The organism is Streptomyces sp. 142MFCol3.1 (assembly GCF_000424945.1).
GTDB classification, from domain to species: domain Bacteria; phylum Actinomycetota; class Actinomycetes; order Streptomycetales; family Streptomycetaceae; genus Streptomyces; species Streptomyces siamensis.
In genome coordinates this window covers 151,896-168,758 of sequence record NZ_AUKV01000012.1, presented here as the reverse complement: position 1 = coordinate 168,758, position 16,863 = coordinate 151,896, and the positions used below count along the sequence as shown (strand labels likewise).

Here is a 16,863-nt window from a genome sequence, read left to right as displayed (position 1 = left end):
GCGTGAAGGAACGCGCCGTCCGCTTGTCGCCGCGCGCCGGGCGCGATAGACCGATCTCGCCCGCCAGACCCGGCGGGCCGCGGTCGCGACCCGGGGAGCGGGCATGAGTGTGACGAGTCGGTACAGGCAGGCCTGGGAGAGCTTCTGGCAGGAGGCCCCCGACGAGCCCGGAGCGGTCTTCTGGGACGCCGAGCCCGCCCTGACGGCCGGGGTGCATCTCGCCCTGCTCGAACCCCACTTGGCGGCCCGGGACCTGCCCGTCGTGGACCTCGGCTGCGGCAACGGCACCCAGACCCGCTTCCTCGCCGACCGTTTCCCGCACGTCGTCGGCGCCGACCTGTCGGCGGCCGCGCTCGAGCACGCCCGCCAGGCCGACCCGGCGGGTCAGGCCGGCTACCGGCAGTTCGACGCCGCGGAGAAGACCGAGGCGCAGACCCTGCACGCGGAGCTCGGCGACGCCAACGTCTACATGCGCGGAGTCCTCCACCAGGCCGAGCCGGACGACCGGCAGCCGCTGGTGGACGGGCTGGCGACGCTGGTGGGGGAGCGCGGCCGGGTCTTCCTCGTCGAACTCGCCGAGGCCGCGGGAGCCGTGCTGCGCACTCTGGCGCAGGGCGCCGACGGCCCACCCGCCAAGCTGGCTCCGGTGTTCCGGCACGGTATCGCCCCCGGTGAGGTCGCGGATGCCGCCGTCCCCGAGTACCTGCGCGCCGCCGGCCTCACGGTCCTCGCGAACGGTGAACTCCCGCTCGTCACGACCGAGTACACGGCGGACGGCACACGCATCGAACTTCCGTCGAAATGGCTGGTGGCGGGGCGTACCGGGTGACGTCAGTGGTCTGGACCGGTGAGAGTTGTCCACAGGCTCTGCCGGGTCCGGGCCGAAGCGCGTACGGTTTCGAGTCATGAAGATCCTCATCAGCGCCGACATGGAGGGCGCCACGGGAGTGACCTGGCCGGCCGACGTGCTGCCGGGGACCGAGCAGTGGGAGCGATGCCGCTCACTGTTCACCTCCGACGTCAACGCGGCCGTGCTCGGCTTCTTCGACGGCGGCGCCGACGAGGTGCTGATCAACGAGGCGCACTGGACCATGCGCAATCTCCTGCTGGAGCGGCTCGACGAGCGGGCACAGATGCTCACCGGGCGGCACAAGTCGCTGTCCATGGTGGAGGGCGTGCAGCACGCCGACGTGGACGGCGTCGCCTTCGTCGGCTATCACGCGGGCGCCGGAACGGAGGGAGTCCTCGCGCACACCTACCTGGCGAACTCCATCACGGGGGTGTGGGTGAACGACGTCCGCGCCAGCGAAGGCCTGCTCAATGCCCACGTCGTCGCCGAGTACGGAGTGCCGGTCGTCCTCGTCACCGGCGACGACGTGGCCTGCGAGGACGCGCTCGGTTACGCGCCGGAGGCCTTGAAGGTCGCCGTCAAGGACCACGTCTCGCGCTATGCGGCCGTGTGCCGCACACCCGCCAGGACCGCCGCGGACATCCGGGCCGCGGCCAAGCAGGCGGCGGCGCTGGCGGTGCGTCATGAACCGGTCGTCGGTGGCCCGTTCACCGTGGCGCTGGAGTTCGACGCCGAGCATCTGTCGATGGCGGCCACCGTCGTGCCCGGTGTCGACCGCATCGGGGAGCGGAAGGTGGCCTACACCAGCGACACCATGTACGAGGGGATTCGCACCTTCAAGGCGGTCACCACGATCGTCTCGGCCGCGGTGGAGGAGCAGTATGGCTGACGCACAAGCACTCGACGAGGTCGTGAGGTTCACCTCCGAGCTCATCCGTATCGACACGACCAATCGCGGCGGAGGCGACTGCCAGGAGCGCCCGGCGGCCGAGTACGCCGCGGCGCTGCTCGCGGAGGCGGGTCTGGAGCCCACGCTGCTGGAGCGCACCCGTGGACGGACGAACGTCGTCGCGCGCATCGAGGGGACCGACCCGTCCGCCGACGCGCTGCTCGTGCACGGCCATCTCGACGTCGTGCCCGCGCAGGCGGAGGACTGGAGCGTGCACCCGTTCTCCGGCGAGGTCCGCGACGGTGTGGTCTGGGGGCGTGGCGCCGTCGACATGAAGAACATGGACGCGATGATCCTGGCCGTCGTCCGCGAGTGGGCGCGCACCGGTGTGCGTCCGCGCCGCGACGTCGTCGTCGCCTTCACCGCCGACGAGGAGGCGAGCGCCGAGGACGGCTCGGGCTTCCTCGCCGATCAGCACGCCGGGCTCTTCGAGGGGTGCACCGAGGGCGTCAGCGAGTCGGGGGCGTTCACCTTCCACGACGGAGCCGGCCGGCAGCTCTACCCCATCGCCGCGGGCGAGCGGGGCACCGGCTGGCTCAAGCTCACCGCGCGCGGGCGGGCAGGGCACGGCTCGAAGGTGAACCGGAGCAACGCGGTGACCCGGCTGGCCGCGGCGATCACCCGGATCGGGGAGTACGAGTGGCCGCTGCGCCTCACCCCGACCGTGAGCGCGGCCCTGACCGAACTGGCCGCCCTGTACGGCGTGGACGCCGACCTGGACGACGTGGACGGCCTCCTGGGCAAGCTCGGACCGGCCGCCGCGCTCGTCGAGGCCACCGTGCGCAACAGCGCCAACCCGACCATGCTGGAGGCCGGTTACAAGATCAACGTGATCCCGGGAGAGGCCGTCGCCCATGTGGACGGCAGATATCTGCCGGGCGCGGAGGACGAGTTCCGCGCGACCTTGGACCGGCTCACCGGACCCGACGTCGAGTGGGAGTTCCACCACCGGGAGGTGGCCCTCCAGGCACCGCTGGACTCCGCGACGTACGCGAAGATGCGCGCGGCCGTCGAGGAGTTCGCGCCCGAGGGACATGTGGTGCCCTACTGCATGTCCGGCGGCACGGACGCGAAGCAGTTCTCGCGCCTCGGGATCACCGGATACGGCTTCGCCCCGCTGAAGCTTCCGGAGGGCTTCGACTACCAGGCCCTGTTCCACGGCGTGGACGAGCGCGTCCCGGTCGAGGCGCTCCAATTCGGTGTCCGCGTCCTCGACCGCTTTCTGCGTACGGCCTAGGGGGACGGCATGCAGACCTTGGCGTACGGATCGTGGCCCTCGCCCATCGGCGCGACACTGGCCGCGGCGCACGACGGCCACCCCGAGTTCGTGGGTTTCGTCGGTGACGAGGCCTGGTGGACCGAGCCCCGTCCCGAGGAGGGCGGGCGCCGCACGCTCGTCCGCCGCAGGGCGGACGGCACGGAGGAGTCCCTGCTGCCGGCCCCGTGGAACGTGCGCAGCCGCGTCATCGAGTACGGCGGACAGCCGTGGGCCGGGATCATGCGCCCCGAGGGCCCGCTGACGGTGTTCGTCAACTTCGCCGACCAGCGGCTCTACCGGCACGAACCGGGCGGCACACCCACGCCGTTGACCCCTCTTTCCACGCTCGGCGGCGGACTGCGCTGGGTGGACCCGCAGTTGCGGCCGGAGCGCGGCGAGGTGTGGTGCGTCCTGGAGGAGTTCACCGGGGAGGGCCCCTCCGATGTACGGCGGGTGCTGGCCGCCGTACCGCTGGACGGCTCGGCCGCCGAGGACCGCGACGCCGTACGGGAACTGAGCGACGGGCGGCACCGGTTCGTCACCGGGGCGCGCCTTTCGCCGGACGGCCGCCGGGCGGCCTGGCTCGCCTGGGACCACCCCCGGATGCCGTGGGACGGGACGGAGGTGATCCTCGCCGACGTGGCCGAGGACGGCACCCTGCACGCCGCGCGGTCCGTCGCCGGCGGTCCCGAGGAGTCCGTGGCCCAGGCCGACTGGGCAGCCGACGGCACCCTGCTGTACGCGAGCGACCGCACCGGCTGGTGGAATCTGTACCGCCTGGGCCCGCACGGCGACCGGGCGGCGCTGTGCCCGCGCGAGGAGGAGTTCGGCGGTCCGCTGTGGCGCGTCGGACACCGCTGGTTCGCCCCGCTGGAGACCGGCCTGATCGCCGTCGTCCACGGGCGCGGCGCCACCGCCCTCGGCGTCCTGGACCCGGAGACCGGTGAGGTGGTCGACGCGGCCGGCCCCTGGACCGAGTTCGCGCCCACCCTGGCCGTGCACGGCAGCAGGATCATGGGCGTCGGGGCCAGCCCCCGCAGCGCCTACGAGGTCGTCGAGTTGGACGCCCGTACCGGCCGCGCCCGGGTGATTGGTGCCCGGCACGAGGACCCGGTGGACCCCGCGTACTACCCGGAGCCGCAGATCCGCTCCTTCACGGGTCCCGCGGGGCGCGAGATCCACGCCCACATCTATCCGCCGCACCACCCCGGCCACGTGGCCGCGGGCGACGAGCTGCCGCCGTACGTCGTCTGGGCGCACGGCGGACCCACCGGCCGGGCACCCCTCGTCCTCGACCTGGAGATCGCCTACTTCACCTCCCGCGGGATCGGCGTCGCCGAGGTCAACTACGGCGGATCGACGGGCCACGGGCGGGAGTACCGCAACCGGCTGCGCGAGCAGTGGGGCGTCGTCGACGTCGAGGACTGCGCGGCCGTCGCACTGGCTCTGGCCGCGGAGGGCACCGCCGACCGCGACCGGCTCGCCATCCGCGGCGGCAGCGCGGGCGGCTGGACCACGGCCGCGTCCCTGGTGAGCAACGACGTGTACGCCTGCGGCACGATCATCTACCCGATCCTCGACCTCGCGGGCTGGGCCACGGGCGAGACCCACGACTTCGAGTCGCGGTATCTGGAGAGCCTGGTCGGCCCGATCGACGAAGTGCCCGGCCGGTACGCCGAGCGGTCGCCCACCGAGCACGCCGACCGGATCACCACGCCGTTCCTGCTGCTTCAGGGGCTCGACGACGCGATCTGTCCTCCCGTGCAGTGCGAGCGGTTCCTGGCCAGGCTGGAGGAGCACGGCCGACGCGTCCCGCACGCCTACATCGCCTTCGAGGGCGAGGGGCACGGCTTCCGGCGGGCCGAGACGATGGTGCGGGTCCTGGAGTCCGAACTCTCGCTGTACGCACAGGTCTTCGGACTGCACCCGCCCGGCGTCCCGACCCTGGAGCTTGCCAAGTGACACCCCTCAGCCAGGAACCGGAGCACGCCGAGTGACCACCACCGAGCCCTTGACCCGACCCGCGCGACTCGCCCCCGGGGCGCGTGTCGCCGTCGTCGCCCCCAGCGGCCCCATCCCCGAGGAGCGGCTTCAGGCGGGCCTGGACATCCTGCGCGGCTGGCATCTCGACCCCGTGGTGGCACCCCATGTCCTCGACCGTCACCCCGACTTCGCCTATCTGGCGGGCACGGACGCCGACCGTGCCGCCGACTTCCAGGCCGCCTGGTGCGACCCGGACGTGTCCGCGGTGCTGTGCGCCCGCGGAGGATACGGCGTGCAGCGCATGATCGACCTGCTCGACTGGGACGCCATCCGCGCCGCGGGGCCCAAGGTCTTCCTCGGGTTCAGTGACATCACCGCGCTGCACGAGGCGTTCGCGACCCGAGTGGGCCTCGCGACCCTTCAGGGCCCGATGGTGGCGGGCATCGACTTCCTGAAGAACGCGCGGGCGCAGGAACATCTGCGGGCGACCCTCTTCGAGCCCGAGTCGGTGCGGACCATCGCCTCGGGCCGCGGCACCCCTCTGGTGCCGGGGCGCGCCCGGGGAGTCACCCTCGGCGGCTGCGTGTCCCTGCTGGCCGCCGGCCTCGGCACCCCGCACGCGCGCCCTTCCGCCCGGGGAGGGCTTCTGCTGATCGAGGACATCGGCGAGGAGGCGTACCGGCTGGACCGCATCCTGACGCAGCTGCTGCGCGCCGGATGGCTCGACGGGGTCGCCGGGATCGCCCTCGGATCCTGGGAGGACTGCGGTCCCTACGAAGAGGTGCGCGCGGTGTTCGCCGACCGGCTCGGCGGTCTCGGCGTGCCCGTGGCCGAGCACTTCGGTTTCGGGCACTGTGAGGGCGCGCTCACCACACCCTTCGGCCTGCCGGCCGAACTCGACGCCGACGCCGGGACGTTGACGCTGGACGAGCCAGCCCTGGCCTGAGGCTCCCGGGCCGCGTCCGCGAGCGTCGTGACCGGCGGTCGCCCACGCGGCGAACGGCAGCCGGGAGTACCGCAACCTGCCGCCGCCGACCAGCCACTGCGAGAGCTCCCTCGCCGGGGTCCTCGGACTGCCCGACCCGGCGCCTACGACACACCGGGCACCCGCCTCGGCTGGACAAGCGAACCGCTGCCCCGTGCGGTCGACGTGGTCGTGCTGGTCCACCGCCTGGTGGCGCCGGTGCGGGTGCCGGGCGTCACCAGGCGCTTCACCGACTCGCTGCCGGGGATCGTGCACGGGTACGAGGCGCGCCACCGGCTCCGGCTCGTCATCACCGCCGGCGACGACGCCGGCTTCGGGAACAAGGGGGTGAAGCCGGTGACCGTCACCGGCTCACCGGGGGACACCGGAGTACTGGAGCTGCCGGTCGTCGGGGACTGACGCGGGGACCGACAAGACCCGGCGACCGGCCAGGCGACCTGTGACCGTGGATGGTCGCGGGTCACCCGTAGGAACGTCCCACCGCGCGTGCCGCGACCCCGCCGCCCATGCTGGACGCATGAGCCCGAAGACCTCCGAGAGCGCGGGCGGGAACGGCAGCGGCGGGCCGGCGGGCCCCGGCAGGATCAGCATCGCGGCCCTGGCCCTGCTCACCCTGATCTTCGTCTTCGAGAACAGGGACAGCACGAGGATCCGGCTGCTCGGCCCGGAGGTGACCATGCCGCTGTGGATGGCCCTCCTCGGCACCGGCGTGATCGGCGGGCTCTGCGGCGCGTACGCCGTCAGGAAGCGCCGGAGCTGAAACACCCGTTCGCGTAAGGTGACGGAATGCCTGACTACCTCGCCGAAGGCCCTCGTGTGGGCATACGCCATTTCACCCACGAGGACGGCACGGAGTTCACCGCCCGGGCCCGCGAGAGCAAGGAACTGCACCAGCCCTGGCTCTTCCCGCCCGACAGCGCCGACGCCTACGCCCGGTACGCGGGACGGCTCATCGACGATCCGACGAAGGCCGGCTTTCTCGTCTGCGAACGCGACCACGGGGGTATCGCCGGGTTCATCAACATCAACAACATCGTCGAGGGCGGCTTCCTGTGCGGAGCGCTGGGGTACGGCGCCTTCGCGCACGCGGCGGGCCGCGGTCTGATGGCCGAGGGGCTCGACCTCGTCGTGCGGTACGCCTTCGGCGCGATGGGGCTGCACCGGCTGGAGATCAACGCGCAGCCGGGCAACGCCGGCTCCCTCGCGCTCGCCCGGCGGTGCGGGTTCCGGCTGGAGGGCTTCTCGCCGGACTTCATCCGCATCGACGGGGTCTGGCGGGACCACGAGCGCTGGGCGATCACGGCGGAGATGGTCTCTTCCCGCCCGGCGGACGCCGGGAGAGGATGAGCCCCATGCGCAGCATCGTGGTCCTCGACGCGCCCTCCAACCTGGGCCTGCGGCCCCCGGCGCCGGGCACCGTCCCCGGCTGCTACAAGCTGGCCGGCGCCCTGCGCGAGCAGCGCATCGTGCAGCGGCTCGGCGCCCTGGAGGGCGGCGTCGTCGTCCCGCCGCGTTACGACCGGGGCGACTGGCAGGAGGGCGACGGCGTCTTCAACGCCGCCGCCGTCGCCGCGTACACCGTCAAGCTCGCCGACCGCATCGAGCACCATGTCCGCGCCGGTGACCTGCCCGTCGTCCTCGGCGGTGACTGCTCCATCCAGCTGGGCGCGTCGCTCGCGCTGCGCCGCATCGGCCGCTACGGACTCGCCGCCGTCGACGGATCCGCGGACTTCCGGCACCCCGGCAACTCCGACCGGATCGGCGCCGCCGGCGGAGAGGAACTCGCCCTGGCCACCGGCCGGGGCCAGGACGACCTGACCGACCTGGAGGGGCTGAGGCCCTATCTGCGCGACGAGGACGTACGGGTCTTCGGCATCCGCGACTACGACACCGAGCGGGACGAGCTCGCCGCGCTGAAGATCCCTACGGTGACCGTCGGAGAACTGCGCGAGTGGGGTGCCGACGCCCTCGCGCGGGCCACCCTGCAGACTCTCGAACAGCCGCACCTCGACGGCTTCTGGGTGCACCTCGACGCCGACTGCCTCGATCCGTCCGTGATGCCGGCCGTTGACAGCCCCGACCCCGACGGACTGCTCCCCGACGAACTCCTCGCACTGCTGCGCCCCTTGGTGCGCTCCCCGCACTGCGTCGGCCTCAACGTCACCATCTACGACCCCGACCTGGACCCGGAAGACACGGCGGGGCGGTTGCTCGCCGACCTCGTCGTCGCCGCCTTTGCGGAATCCTGACCGCATTCTTGCGAGCACAGCCCCTGGTCACTTCCCGCAGGACCATGTTCCATGGTCATCGTGACGACGATCCGACGTGACGTACTGACGCTCCCGGCGGCGGACCTGGGCCCCAGCAATCCGCTTCCTCCGCTGCTGACCCTCGACGAGGCGCACCGCATCGACGAGCGGGACCGCGAGGGCCTGCCGCGCGACATGGCCCGGCAGATAGGCTATGAGCCCTTGCACAGCGTCCTGCCGGAGCGCATCCGGGACGGCTACGACAGGGCGCGCGCGCCCCGCGAACTCGACGCCCTCGTCATCGAGAACGACCGGCTGCGCGCCATCGTGCTGCCCGGCCTCGGCGGCCGGATCGTCTCGCTCCTGCACAAACCCACCGAGCGTGAACTCCTCTACCGCAACCCGGTGGTGCAGCCCGCCTGCTTCGCCCTCAACGGCGCCTGGTTCTCCGGCGGTATCGAGTGGAACATCGGCGCCACCGGCCACACCACCCTGTCCTGCTCACCCCTCCACGCCGCCCGTGTGCCCGCCCCCGACGGCGGCGAGATGCTGCGCCTGTGGGAGTGGGAGCGACTGCGGGACCTCCCCTTCCAGGTCGATCTGTGGCTGCCGGACGGCTCCGACTTCCTGTATGTCGGCGTCCGCGTGCGCAATCCGCACGAGCGGCCCGCGCCGGTGTACTGGTGGTCCAACATCGCGGTCCCCGAGGAGCGCAGGGTCCTGGCGCCGGCCGACGAGGCCTGGCACTTCGGGTACGAGCGCCGGCTGCGGCGCATACCGGTGCCGTCGTACGACGACGCCGACCGGACGTACCCGCTCAACAGTCACTTCCCCGCCGACTTCTTCTACGAGGTGCCCGACGGGCAGCGCCGCTGGATCGCGGCGGTCGACGAGGCGGGCGACGCGCTCGTGCAGACCTCGACCGACCTGCTGCGCGGACGCAAGCTGTTCGTGTGGGGCTCGGGTCCGGGCGGGCGGCGCTGGCAGGAGTGGCTCACCGAGCCCGGGACCGGCGGCTACTGCGAGATCCAGGCCGGACTGGCGCGTACGCAGCTCGAACATGTACGGCTGGAGGCGGAGAGCGAGTTCTCCTGGCTGGAGGCCTACGGCCCGCTGACCGTGGGAGCCGAAGCGGCGCACGGCGAGGACTGGGCGGCGGCGCGTGCGGAGGCCGAGTCCCGGCTGGAGGACGTCCTGCCGCGCCGGGACGTCGACGCCGCGTACGCCGCCTGGCTGCCGCATGCCGACACCGACCCCGGCGAGGTGCTCGCCGTCGGATCGGGCTGGGGAGCGCTGGAGGTCCTGCGCTCCGCCCACAAACTGCCCGGCACGCCGTTCGAGGAGTCCACGCTGGGCGAGGCGCAGGCCCCCTGGCTCGAACTCCTGCGGACCGGAGCGTTTCCCGAGCCCCGGCGGGTCGGACCGCCCGGTGAGACGCTGGTCGCCCCCCACTGGCGGGACATGCTGGAGACGGCGCCCGCCGTGCCGCTGGCCGAGTACCACCTCGGGGTGGCCCAGTGGCACGCCGGCGACTCGGCGCAGGCCGTGCGCAGTTGGGAGCGTGCCCTCGAACTCGCCCCGTCCCTGTGGCCCTTGCTGCGCTGTCTCGCCGTCGCCGACGCGCAGGCGGGCAACAAGGAGCGGGCCGCCGACCGGTACGTCGAGGCGTTCGACGACCTGTGCCGCGAGCGGCGGGACTCCGGGGAGGTGTGGACCGCGGCGACGACCGCGCTGGGGCGGGAGGCCGTGGAGGCGCTCCTCGCGGTTCGGCGGACCCGTCAGGCGCGGTCCGTGTGGGAGCGGCTCGGCTCCGGCACCCGCGCGCGGGGCCGGTTCCGTCTGATCGAGGCGCAGCTGCTGCTCGCGGAGGGGGACGTGCCCGCGGCCCGCGCCGTCTTCGACGAGGGATTCGAGGTGGCCGACCTGCGGGAGGGCGCCGAGGTGATGTCCCAGGTGTGGGCCCGGCTGACCGACGATCCGCTGCCGGCGCGGTACGAGTTCCGCATGCGGCCGCCCACGGACTGACCGGCCCGAGGCACGCGCCCCGGTGCTCCGCCGGGGGCTCCGTCAGTACCTGAGCCCCCGGCGGGCCGGCCGGACCCGCGCCGGAGCCCCCGGGGGCCCACCGGACGCACTCCGGCGGTTACTCCGCTCTGCGGTCCACGTACTCGTACACCGATCCGTCCGGATGCATGGCGATCAGATTGCGGCCCGCCGGGGTGGCGACGGGACCCGCGAGCACGTGCGCGCCCGAGTCGGTGAGGACACGGTGGGCCTCGTCGACGTCCTTGACGGCGATGGTCGCGGCGACCTTGCGCAGGACCTCCAGTTCGGCCTCGGGCCCGCTCATCAGCAGGAAGCACCCGACCGCGGCCACGGAGACACCGCCGCGTTCGAAGCGGAGGGCGCTCCCGCCGGCGAGTCTCTCGTAGAACGGGACCGAGGCCTCCAGGTCGTCGACGCAGATACGCAGCGTGGCTCCCAGAATCTCCATGGGAGGAGCCTAGTTGGGGCCGCCCGGACGGGAGATCGTTTCGCACGGATCCCGCACACCGCGCGCGCACCGGCCGGTCCGCCGGGGCGCCCAGCCGCCCGGGTCCCGCCGCCGACCTCGCGTTATGCCCCCGCCGAGCCGGGTACTCGGCGGCCATGGAACGCTTGGATCATCTGGAACACCTGGACAAGGACCTCGTCGACGAGCTGGCGCAGGTGGCCCGCGAGACCGTACGGGACGAGCTGCGCGAACAGACCCGCAAACAGCGCCGCACGGCCACGCTGTACGCGGCGTCCGGCGCCCTGGCCCTGTACGCGGGCGCCGCGCTGGCTCTGGCCATCGGGCTGGGCCTCGCCGCGGGGCTGCCCGGCTGGGCCGCCGCCCTGATCACCGCGGCACTGCTCGCAGTGATGGCCTTCGTGCTGCGCGGCATGGCCAGGCCGTCCGCGCAGACGCACGGACACTCCGCGCACCCGCACGGGCACACCGACCCCGACCGCGTCGCCGGCGGTTCGGCCCCGGCCGTTCCGCCCAGCGGCCTCGGCATGCCCTACCCGCCGGTCCCGCCCGTCCCCCCGGGCGCCCCCGGCAGCACGCCCCACATTCCCGGAACGGACTATCCGGAGGCGCCCCATCACCGTGCGTGACGGATGCCGCGTGCGGTGACCGTGACGCACGCCGCCTGCGGTGACGGCGACTCCTCGCCGCGGCGCTCCCGACGTGTACCCGGACGACACGGGTGAGACGCTGGGGGCGCCGGTGTTTGGGGGACCGCGCACTGGGGACGCGGAAGACCCCGTACGAGCGACACCGCCGGAGGCGAACCGTGAGTCGACCCCGCATCCTGATCGTCGGTGCCGGCTTCGCCGGGTACCGGACGGCCCGCGTCCTGTCGCGGCTGACCCGGCACAAGGCCGACATCACCCTGCTCAACCCCACCGACTACTTCCTGTACCTGCCCCTGCTGCCCCAGGTGGCCGCCGGCGTGCTGGAGCCACGCCGCGTCACCGTCTCGCTCCCCGGAACCCTGCCACGGGTGCGTCTCGTGCTCGGCGAGGCCGACGGCATCGACCTCGACGCCCGCACCGTGCACTACACCGGCCCGGAGGGCGACGGTGGCACCCTCGGCTACGACCGCCTCGTCCTCGCCGTCGGCAGCGTCAACAAACTGCTGCCCGTGCCGGGCGTCGCCGAGTACGCGCACGGCTTCCGCGGCCTGCCCGAGGCGCTCTACCTCAGGGATCACGTGACCCGGCAGGTGGAGCTCGCCGCCGCGGCCGACGACCCGAAGAACTGCGCCGCACGCTGCACCTTCGTCGTGGTGGGCGCGGGCTACACGGGGACCGAGGTCGCCGCCCAGGGAAAGCTGTTCACCGACGCGCTGGTGCGCAAGCAGCCGCTGTACGACGGCATGCGGCCCCGCTGGCTGCTCCTCGACGTCGCGCCGCGCGTCCTGCCCGAACTCGACGAGCGGCTCTCGCGCACCGCCGACCGGGTGCTGCGGCAGCGCGGCGTCGACGTGCGCACCCAGACGTCCGTCGAGGAGGCCACGCCCACCGGGGTCCGGCTCAGCGACGGGGAGTTCGTGGACACCCGGACCCTGGTGTGGTGTGTCGGTGTCCGCCCCGATCCGCTGGTCGCGGGACTCGACCGGCCTCTGGAGCACGGGCGGCTGCTCGTCGACCCGTACCTCCAGGTGCCCGGCCATCCCGAGGTGTACGCGTGCGGTGACGCCGCGGCCGTACCGGATCTGGACCGGCCCGGGCAGTACACGCCGATGACCGCCCAGCACGCCTGGCGGCACGGTCGGATCGCCGGACGCAACGTCGCCGCCTCGCTCGGCATCGGCAGCCGCCGCGCCTACCACCACCGCGACCTGGGCTTCACCGTCGACCTCGGCGGCGCCAAGGCCGCCGCCAACCCGCTCGGCGTCCCGCTGTCGGGGCCCGTCGCCGGAGCGGTCACCCGCGGCTACCACCTCGCCGCCATGCCGGCGAACCGCATCCGCGTCGCGGCCGACTGGCTGCTGGACGCCGTACTCCCGCGCCAGGCCGTACAGCTCGGCCTGGTCCGCTCGTGGTCCGTCCCCCTGGACACCGCCTCGCCGGAACTGGCACGAGTGCCCGGTGCACCGGCGAAGCACGCCGACCGACCGGAAGGAGCGTCATGAAGAGCCGTCAACTCAATGAGCTGGCACAGCAGTTGCGCGTGGACAGCGTGCGCGCGGCCGCCGCCGCGGGCTCCGGGCACCCCACGTCCTCGATGTCCGCGGCCGATCTCATGGCCGTACTGCTGGCCAACCACCTGCGCTACGACTTCGAACGCCCCCAGCATCACGGCAACGACCGGTTCATCCTCTCCAAGGGCCACGCCTCGCCCCTGCTGTACTCCGTCTACAAGGCCGCGGGGGCCATCAGCGAGGCGGAGCTCCTCACCTTCCGCAAGCGAGGCAGCCGGCTCGAGGGCCATCCCACGCCCCGGCGGCTGCCGTGGGTGGAGACCGCCACCGGTTCCCTCGGGCAGGGGCTCCCCGTCGGCGTGGGCGTCGCGCTCGCGGGCAAACGGCTGGACCACACCGGCTATCGGGTGTGGGTGCTGTGCGGTGACAGCGAACTGGCCGAGGGCTCCGTGTGGGAGGCCGCCGAGCACGCCGGATTCGAGCACCTCGACAATCTCGTCGCGATCCTCGACGTCAACCGCCTCGGACAGCGCGGACCGACCCGGCACGGGCACGACCTGGACGCCTACGCCCGGCGCTTCAGGGCCTTCGGCTGGCACACCGTCGAGGTCGACGGGCACGACGTGGACGCGATCGACCGCGCCTACGGCGAGGCCGTATCCACCGCCGGACAGCCGACCGTGATCATCGCCCGCACCCTCAAGGGCAAGGGCGTCGCCTCCGCCCAGGACCGCGAGGGCCTGCACGGCAAGCCGCTGCCCGACCCCGAGGAGGCCGTCGCGGAACTGGGCGGGGTCCACGACCGGCACGTGGAGGTCCAGCAGCCGCCCGCCGCACGGACCGTGCACACCGCGCACTCCGCACACCTCGACCTGCCCCGCTACGACACCGGCGACGAGGTCGCCACCCGGGACGCCTACGGGCAGGCGCTCGCCGCGCTCGGCACCGCACGCGGCGACGTCGTGGCCCTGGACGGCGAGGTCAGTGATTCGACGCGCGCCGAGTTCTTCGCCAAGGAGCATCCCGACCGCTTCTTCGAGTGCTACATCGCCGAACAGCAGCTGGTCGCCACCGCCGTCGGCATGGCCAGCCGCGGCTGGGTGCCCTACGCCTCGACCTTCGCCGCCTTCCTGACCCGCGCGCACGACTTCGTCCGCATGGCGGCGGTCAGCGGCTCGGGCATCAACCTGGTCGGCTCGCACGCGGGCGTGGCCATCGGGCAGGACGGGCCCTCCCAGATGGGCCTGGAGGACCTGGCGATGTTCCGCGCGCTGTACGGCACGACCGTGCTGTACCCGTGCGACGCCAACCAGACGGCCAAGCTCGTCGCCACCATGGCCGACCTGGAGGGCATCCGCTATCTGCGCACCTCGCGCGGCGACAGCCCCGTGATCTACAGCCCTACGGAGGAGTTCCCGGTCGGCGGCAGCAAGGTGCTGCGCGCCAGTGGCCAGGACCGGCTGACTCTGGTCGCGGCCGGTGTCACCGTCCACGAGGCGCTGGCCGCCGCGGAGGCGCTCGACCGCGAGGGCATCCAGGTCCGGGTCGTCGACCTCTACTCGATCAAGCCCGTCGACCGGCGGACCTTGCGCGACGCCGCCGAACAGACCGGCTGCCTCGTCACGGTCGAGGACCACCGTGAGGAGGGCGGCATCGGGGACGCGGTCCTGGACGCCTTCCTGGACGGCCGCCCGGTGCCGCGCCTGGTGCGCCTCGCCGTCCGTACGATGCCCGGTTCGGCGAGCCCGGGCGAGCAGCTGCACGCCGCGGGCATCGACGCCGAGGCGATCGCGGCGGCCGCGCGGCTCCTGGTGGAGACGGCGGTGGTGCGCTGAGCGGCGGGCGAGGACGGAGGACGACGCGAAGGTATGCCGAGTGGTGAGGGCGGGCGGTGCCGAAGCCGCGCCGACCGGGTCCGAAGGAGGAGAGCGCATGACCGGTCTGCGGTACGTCTACGCGATCTGCCGGCCGTTCCCCGCGGCCCTGTCGGCCGAGCTGACCGGTGTCGCGGGAGCCCCGGCCCGCCAGGTTGTGCACGAGGACCTGGTCGCCGTGGTCGGCACGGTCCCGGAGGAGGACTTCGCCGTGGAGCCGCTGCGCGGTCGTCTGCGGGATCCGGAATGGGTGGGCGAGACCGCCCTGGCCCACGAGTGCGTCGTCGACGCACTCACCACCGTCACCAGCCCGCTGCCCCTGCGGCTCGCCACGGTGCTCCGCGACGACGCCGCCGTGCGCCTGATGATGCAGGAAGGCCACGACCGGTTCGTGCGCGCACTCGACCGCATCGACGGGCGGGTGGAATGGCGCGTGCGGGTCTACGCGGAGACCGGCCGGCCCGCCGCCTCCGCCGGTTCAGGCCCGGACCTCGCGGGGATTTCCGGCGCGGCGGCGGAAGGTCGGGTTCCGGCGAATGCGGAGGAATATGCCCGGCAATTGCATGACGACCTGTCGCGCCGCGCCGAGGGCGCGTGTCTGCATCCGCCACGCAATGTGGAGCTCTCCGGGAAGTCCGGCGCGAATGTGCTCGACGCGGCCTATCTGGTTCCTCGAATGAAATCGGAGGAATTCGTGGAGCGGGTGCGTCGCGCCCAGCATGAGGAGGCAGGTCTGCGGGTGGAATTCACCGGGCCGTGGGCGGCCTACGCCTTCACCGGAGAACCGGCGTTCGCGGGGGAATCGGCATGGCCTGCGTGCGACACCACCGTCCATCACGCCTGACGTGCACGGGGCATGAGACGAGCGGCCCGTGGACCGGATGGCCGGTCCGCGGGCCGCTCGTCTCGCTCTCCCGGGAACTCTGGACGGCTCCCGGAATCAGACTGGGATGGCTACCACCTGTACCACCGGCTCCTGCCGCCACCGGCATTCGTGCCGCGCACCAGGAATCCGAGCAGCCACAGGACGAGCACCGCCAGCGCTATCCACCAGAGAAGTTTCACCGCGAAACCGGCACCGAAGAGAATCAGGACCAGAAGCAGTACCAGCAGGATGGGAACCATAGTGTTGACCTCCTGCCCGTCCGAGTTTCCCGGAACCGGAGAATCAGGCCTCCTTGCGGCAGAGGATTTCTCCGTGCAGGACCGAGAACCAGCCGTCCTCTTGACGCCCCCACTCCCGCCAGGCCTCCGCCACGGCCCGCAGTTGTTCCGCCGTCGCGTGACCGGCCTGTGTGGCCCGCTCCGCGTACGCCGAGGCCACCGTGCGGTCGGCCCACAGCCCGCTCCACCACGACCGCTCGTCCTCGGTGGCGAAGGTCCAGGTGCTCGACGAGGCCGTGATGTCCCGGATGCCGGCGGCCAGTGCCCACGACTTGAGACGGCGCCCGGCGTCCGGCTCGCCCCCGTTGGCACGGGCGACCCGCAGGTACAGGTCCAGCCAGTCGTCCATGCCCTGCGACAGCGGGTACCAGGTCATGGCCGAGTAGTCCGAGTCGCGGACCGCGATGAGGCCGCCCGGCCTGGTGACCCGGTACATCTCGCGCAGCGCCTGGACCGGATCGCCGACGTGCTGCAGCACCTGGTGGGCGTGGACCACGCAGAACGTGTCGTCCGGGTACTTCAGGGCGTGCACGTCGGCGACGGCGAACTCGACGTTGTCCAGGCCGCGTTCGGCGGCCAGGTCGCGAGCCTGGTCCAGGATGCCCGGCGCGCGGTCCACGCCGGTGACGTGCCCGTCGGGGACCAGTGCCGCCAGGTCGGCGGTGATGGTGCCGGGACCGCAGCCGATGTCCAGGATCTTCATGTGGGGCTTCAGCGAACCGAGCAGGTAGGCCGCCGAGTTGGCGGCGGTGCGCCAGGTGTGCGAACGCAGCACCGACTCGTGGTGGCCGTGCGTGTAGACGGCGGTCTCCTGCGACTTCGACATGACCGTTCCCCTTCGGGTCGTACGGGACCTCGCGGGGCCGCGTGCGCACCCC

At 72.7% G+C, this 16,863-nt stretch carries 16 protein-coding genes and 1 pseudogene; 14 read left to right on the top strand and 3 right to left on the bottom strand.

Annotation, left to right across the window (positions count from 1 at the left end; genetic code table 11):
* The first annotated feature begins 103 nt into the window (after window positions 1-103).
* From H305_RS0119475 to H305_RS0119430, 10 genes and pseudogenes are all read left to right on the top strand, one after another.
* Entirely contained in the window at window positions 104-829 is a 726-nt protein-coding gene (locus H305_RS0119475) for a class I SAM-dependent methyltransferase (RefSeq protein ID WP_028801860.1), read from the top strand.
* A gap of 76 nt (window positions 830-905) precedes the next feature.
* Window positions 906-1,739, top strand: a complete 834-nt coding sequence (locus H305_RS0119470; RefSeq protein WP_028801859.1) for a M55 family metallopeptidase — start codon at window positions 906-908, stop codon at window positions 1,737-1,739.
* A complete protein-coding gene (locus H305_RS0119465) occupies window positions 1,732-3,036 on the top strand; it encodes a M20/M25/M40 family metallo-hydrolase (RefSeq protein WP_028801858.1) in 1,305 nt (434 codons plus the stop codon). Before H305_RS0119470 ends, H305_RS0119465 begins: the two co-directional genes overlap by 8 nt.
* Before the next feature lie 9 nt (window positions 3,037-3,045).
* A complete protein-coding gene (locus H305_RS0119460) occupies window positions 3,046-5,019 on the top strand; it encodes a prolyl oligopeptidase family serine peptidase (RefSeq protein WP_028801857.1) in 1,974 nt (657 codons plus the stop codon).
* 31 nt (window positions 5,020-5,050) lie between these two features.
* Window positions 5,051-5,986 carry a S66 peptidase family protein gene (locus H305_RS0119455; RefSeq protein WP_028801856.1) on the top strand — a complete coding sequence of 312 codons (936 nt, stop codon included), beginning with the start codon at window positions 5,051-5,053 and terminating at the stop codon, window positions 5,984-5,986.
* A gap of 49 nt (window positions 5,987-6,035) precedes the next feature.
* Window positions 6,036-6,424: pseudogene (locus tag H305_RS50770) on the top strand (peptidase S15); the annotation flags it as partial.
* A 118-nt stretch (window positions 6,425-6,542) separates the two neighbouring features.
* Window positions 6,543-6,785 carry a hypothetical protein gene (locus H305_RS0119445; RefSeq protein WP_028801854.1) on the top strand — a complete coding sequence of 81 codons (243 nt, stop codon included), beginning with the start codon at window positions 6,543-6,545 and terminating at the stop codon, window positions 6,783-6,785.
* Window positions 6,786-6,811: 26 nt separating this feature from the next.
* Entirely contained in the window at window positions 6,812-7,372 is a 561-nt protein-coding gene (locus H305_RS0119440; protein ID WP_028801853.1) for a GNAT family N-acetyltransferase, read from the top strand.
* 5 nt (window positions 7,373-7,377) lie between these two features.
* Window positions 7,378-8,274: an arginase family protein gene (locus tag H305_RS0119435; RefSeq protein ID WP_028801852.1), complete on the top strand. Its 897-nt coding sequence runs from the start codon at window positions 7,378-7,380 to the stop codon at window positions 8,272-8,274.
* 51 nt (window positions 8,275-8,325) lie between these two features.
* Window positions 8,326-10,299: a DUF5107 domain-containing protein gene (locus H305_RS0119430; protein ID WP_028801851.1), complete on the top strand. Its 1,974-nt coding sequence runs from the start codon at window positions 8,326-8,328 to the stop codon at window positions 10,297-10,299.
* 118 nt (window positions 10,300-10,417) lie between these two features.
* Here the strand turns inward: H305_RS0119430 and H305_RS0119425 are convergent, their stop codons facing one another.
* Window positions 10,418-10,768 (bottom strand): VOC family protein, encoded by a 351-nt coding sequence (locus tag H305_RS0119425; protein ID WP_028801850.1) that lies wholly within the window; start codon window positions 10,766-10,768, stop codon window positions 10,418-10,420.
* 155 nt (window positions 10,769-10,923) lie between these two features.
* On the opposite strand from H305_RS0119425, the gene H305_RS0119420 reads away from it, so the two are divergent.
* The 4 genes from H305_RS0119420 to H305_RS46460 all read left to right on the top strand — a co-directional run bounded on the left by H305_RS0119420 (window position 10,924) and on the right by H305_RS46460 (window position 15,665).
* The gene (locus tag H305_RS0119420; protein ID WP_028801849.1) at window positions 10,924-11,415 is read left to right on the top strand and encodes a phage holin family protein; all 492 of its coding nucleotides are present in this window, start codon (window positions 10,924-10,926) and stop codon (window positions 11,413-11,415) included.
* A 179-nt stretch (window positions 11,416-11,594) separates the two neighbouring features.
* The gene (locus H305_RS0119415; protein WP_028801848.1) at window positions 11,595-12,938 is read left to right on the top strand and encodes an NAD(P)/FAD-dependent oxidoreductase; all 1,344 of its coding nucleotides are present in this window, start codon (window positions 11,595-11,597) and stop codon (window positions 12,936-12,938) included.
* The gene (locus H305_RS0119410) at window positions 12,935-14,782 is read left to right on the top strand and encodes a transketolase (RefSeq protein ID WP_028801847.1); all 1,848 of its coding nucleotides are present in this window, start codon (window positions 12,935-12,937) and stop codon (window positions 14,780-14,782) included. Before H305_RS0119415 ends, H305_RS0119410 begins: the two co-directional genes overlap by 4 nt.
* A 97-nt stretch (window positions 14,783-14,879) precedes the next feature.
* Window positions 14,880-15,665 carry a GvpL/GvpF family gas vesicle protein gene (locus H305_RS46460; protein WP_051370739.1) on the top strand — a complete coding sequence of 262 codons (786 nt, stop codon included), beginning with the start codon at window positions 14,880-14,882 and terminating at the stop codon, window positions 15,663-15,665.
* Window positions 15,666-15,775: 110 nt separating this feature from the next.
* On the opposite strand, the gene H305_RS0119400 is transcribed toward H305_RS46460, so the two are convergent.
* Window positions 15,776-15,946 (bottom strand): hypothetical protein, encoded by a 171-nt coding sequence (locus tag H305_RS0119400; protein ID WP_028801846.1) that lies wholly within the window; start codon window positions 15,944-15,946, stop codon window positions 15,776-15,778.
* Between the two features lie 43 nt (window positions 15,947-15,989).
* Window positions 15,990-16,811 carry a class I SAM-dependent methyltransferase gene (locus H305_RS0119395; RefSeq protein ID WP_028801845.1) on the bottom strand — a complete coding sequence of 274 codons (822 nt, stop codon included), beginning with the start codon at window positions 16,809-16,811 and terminating at the stop codon, window positions 15,990-15,992.
* Window positions 16,812-16,863: the final 52 nt, after the last annotated feature.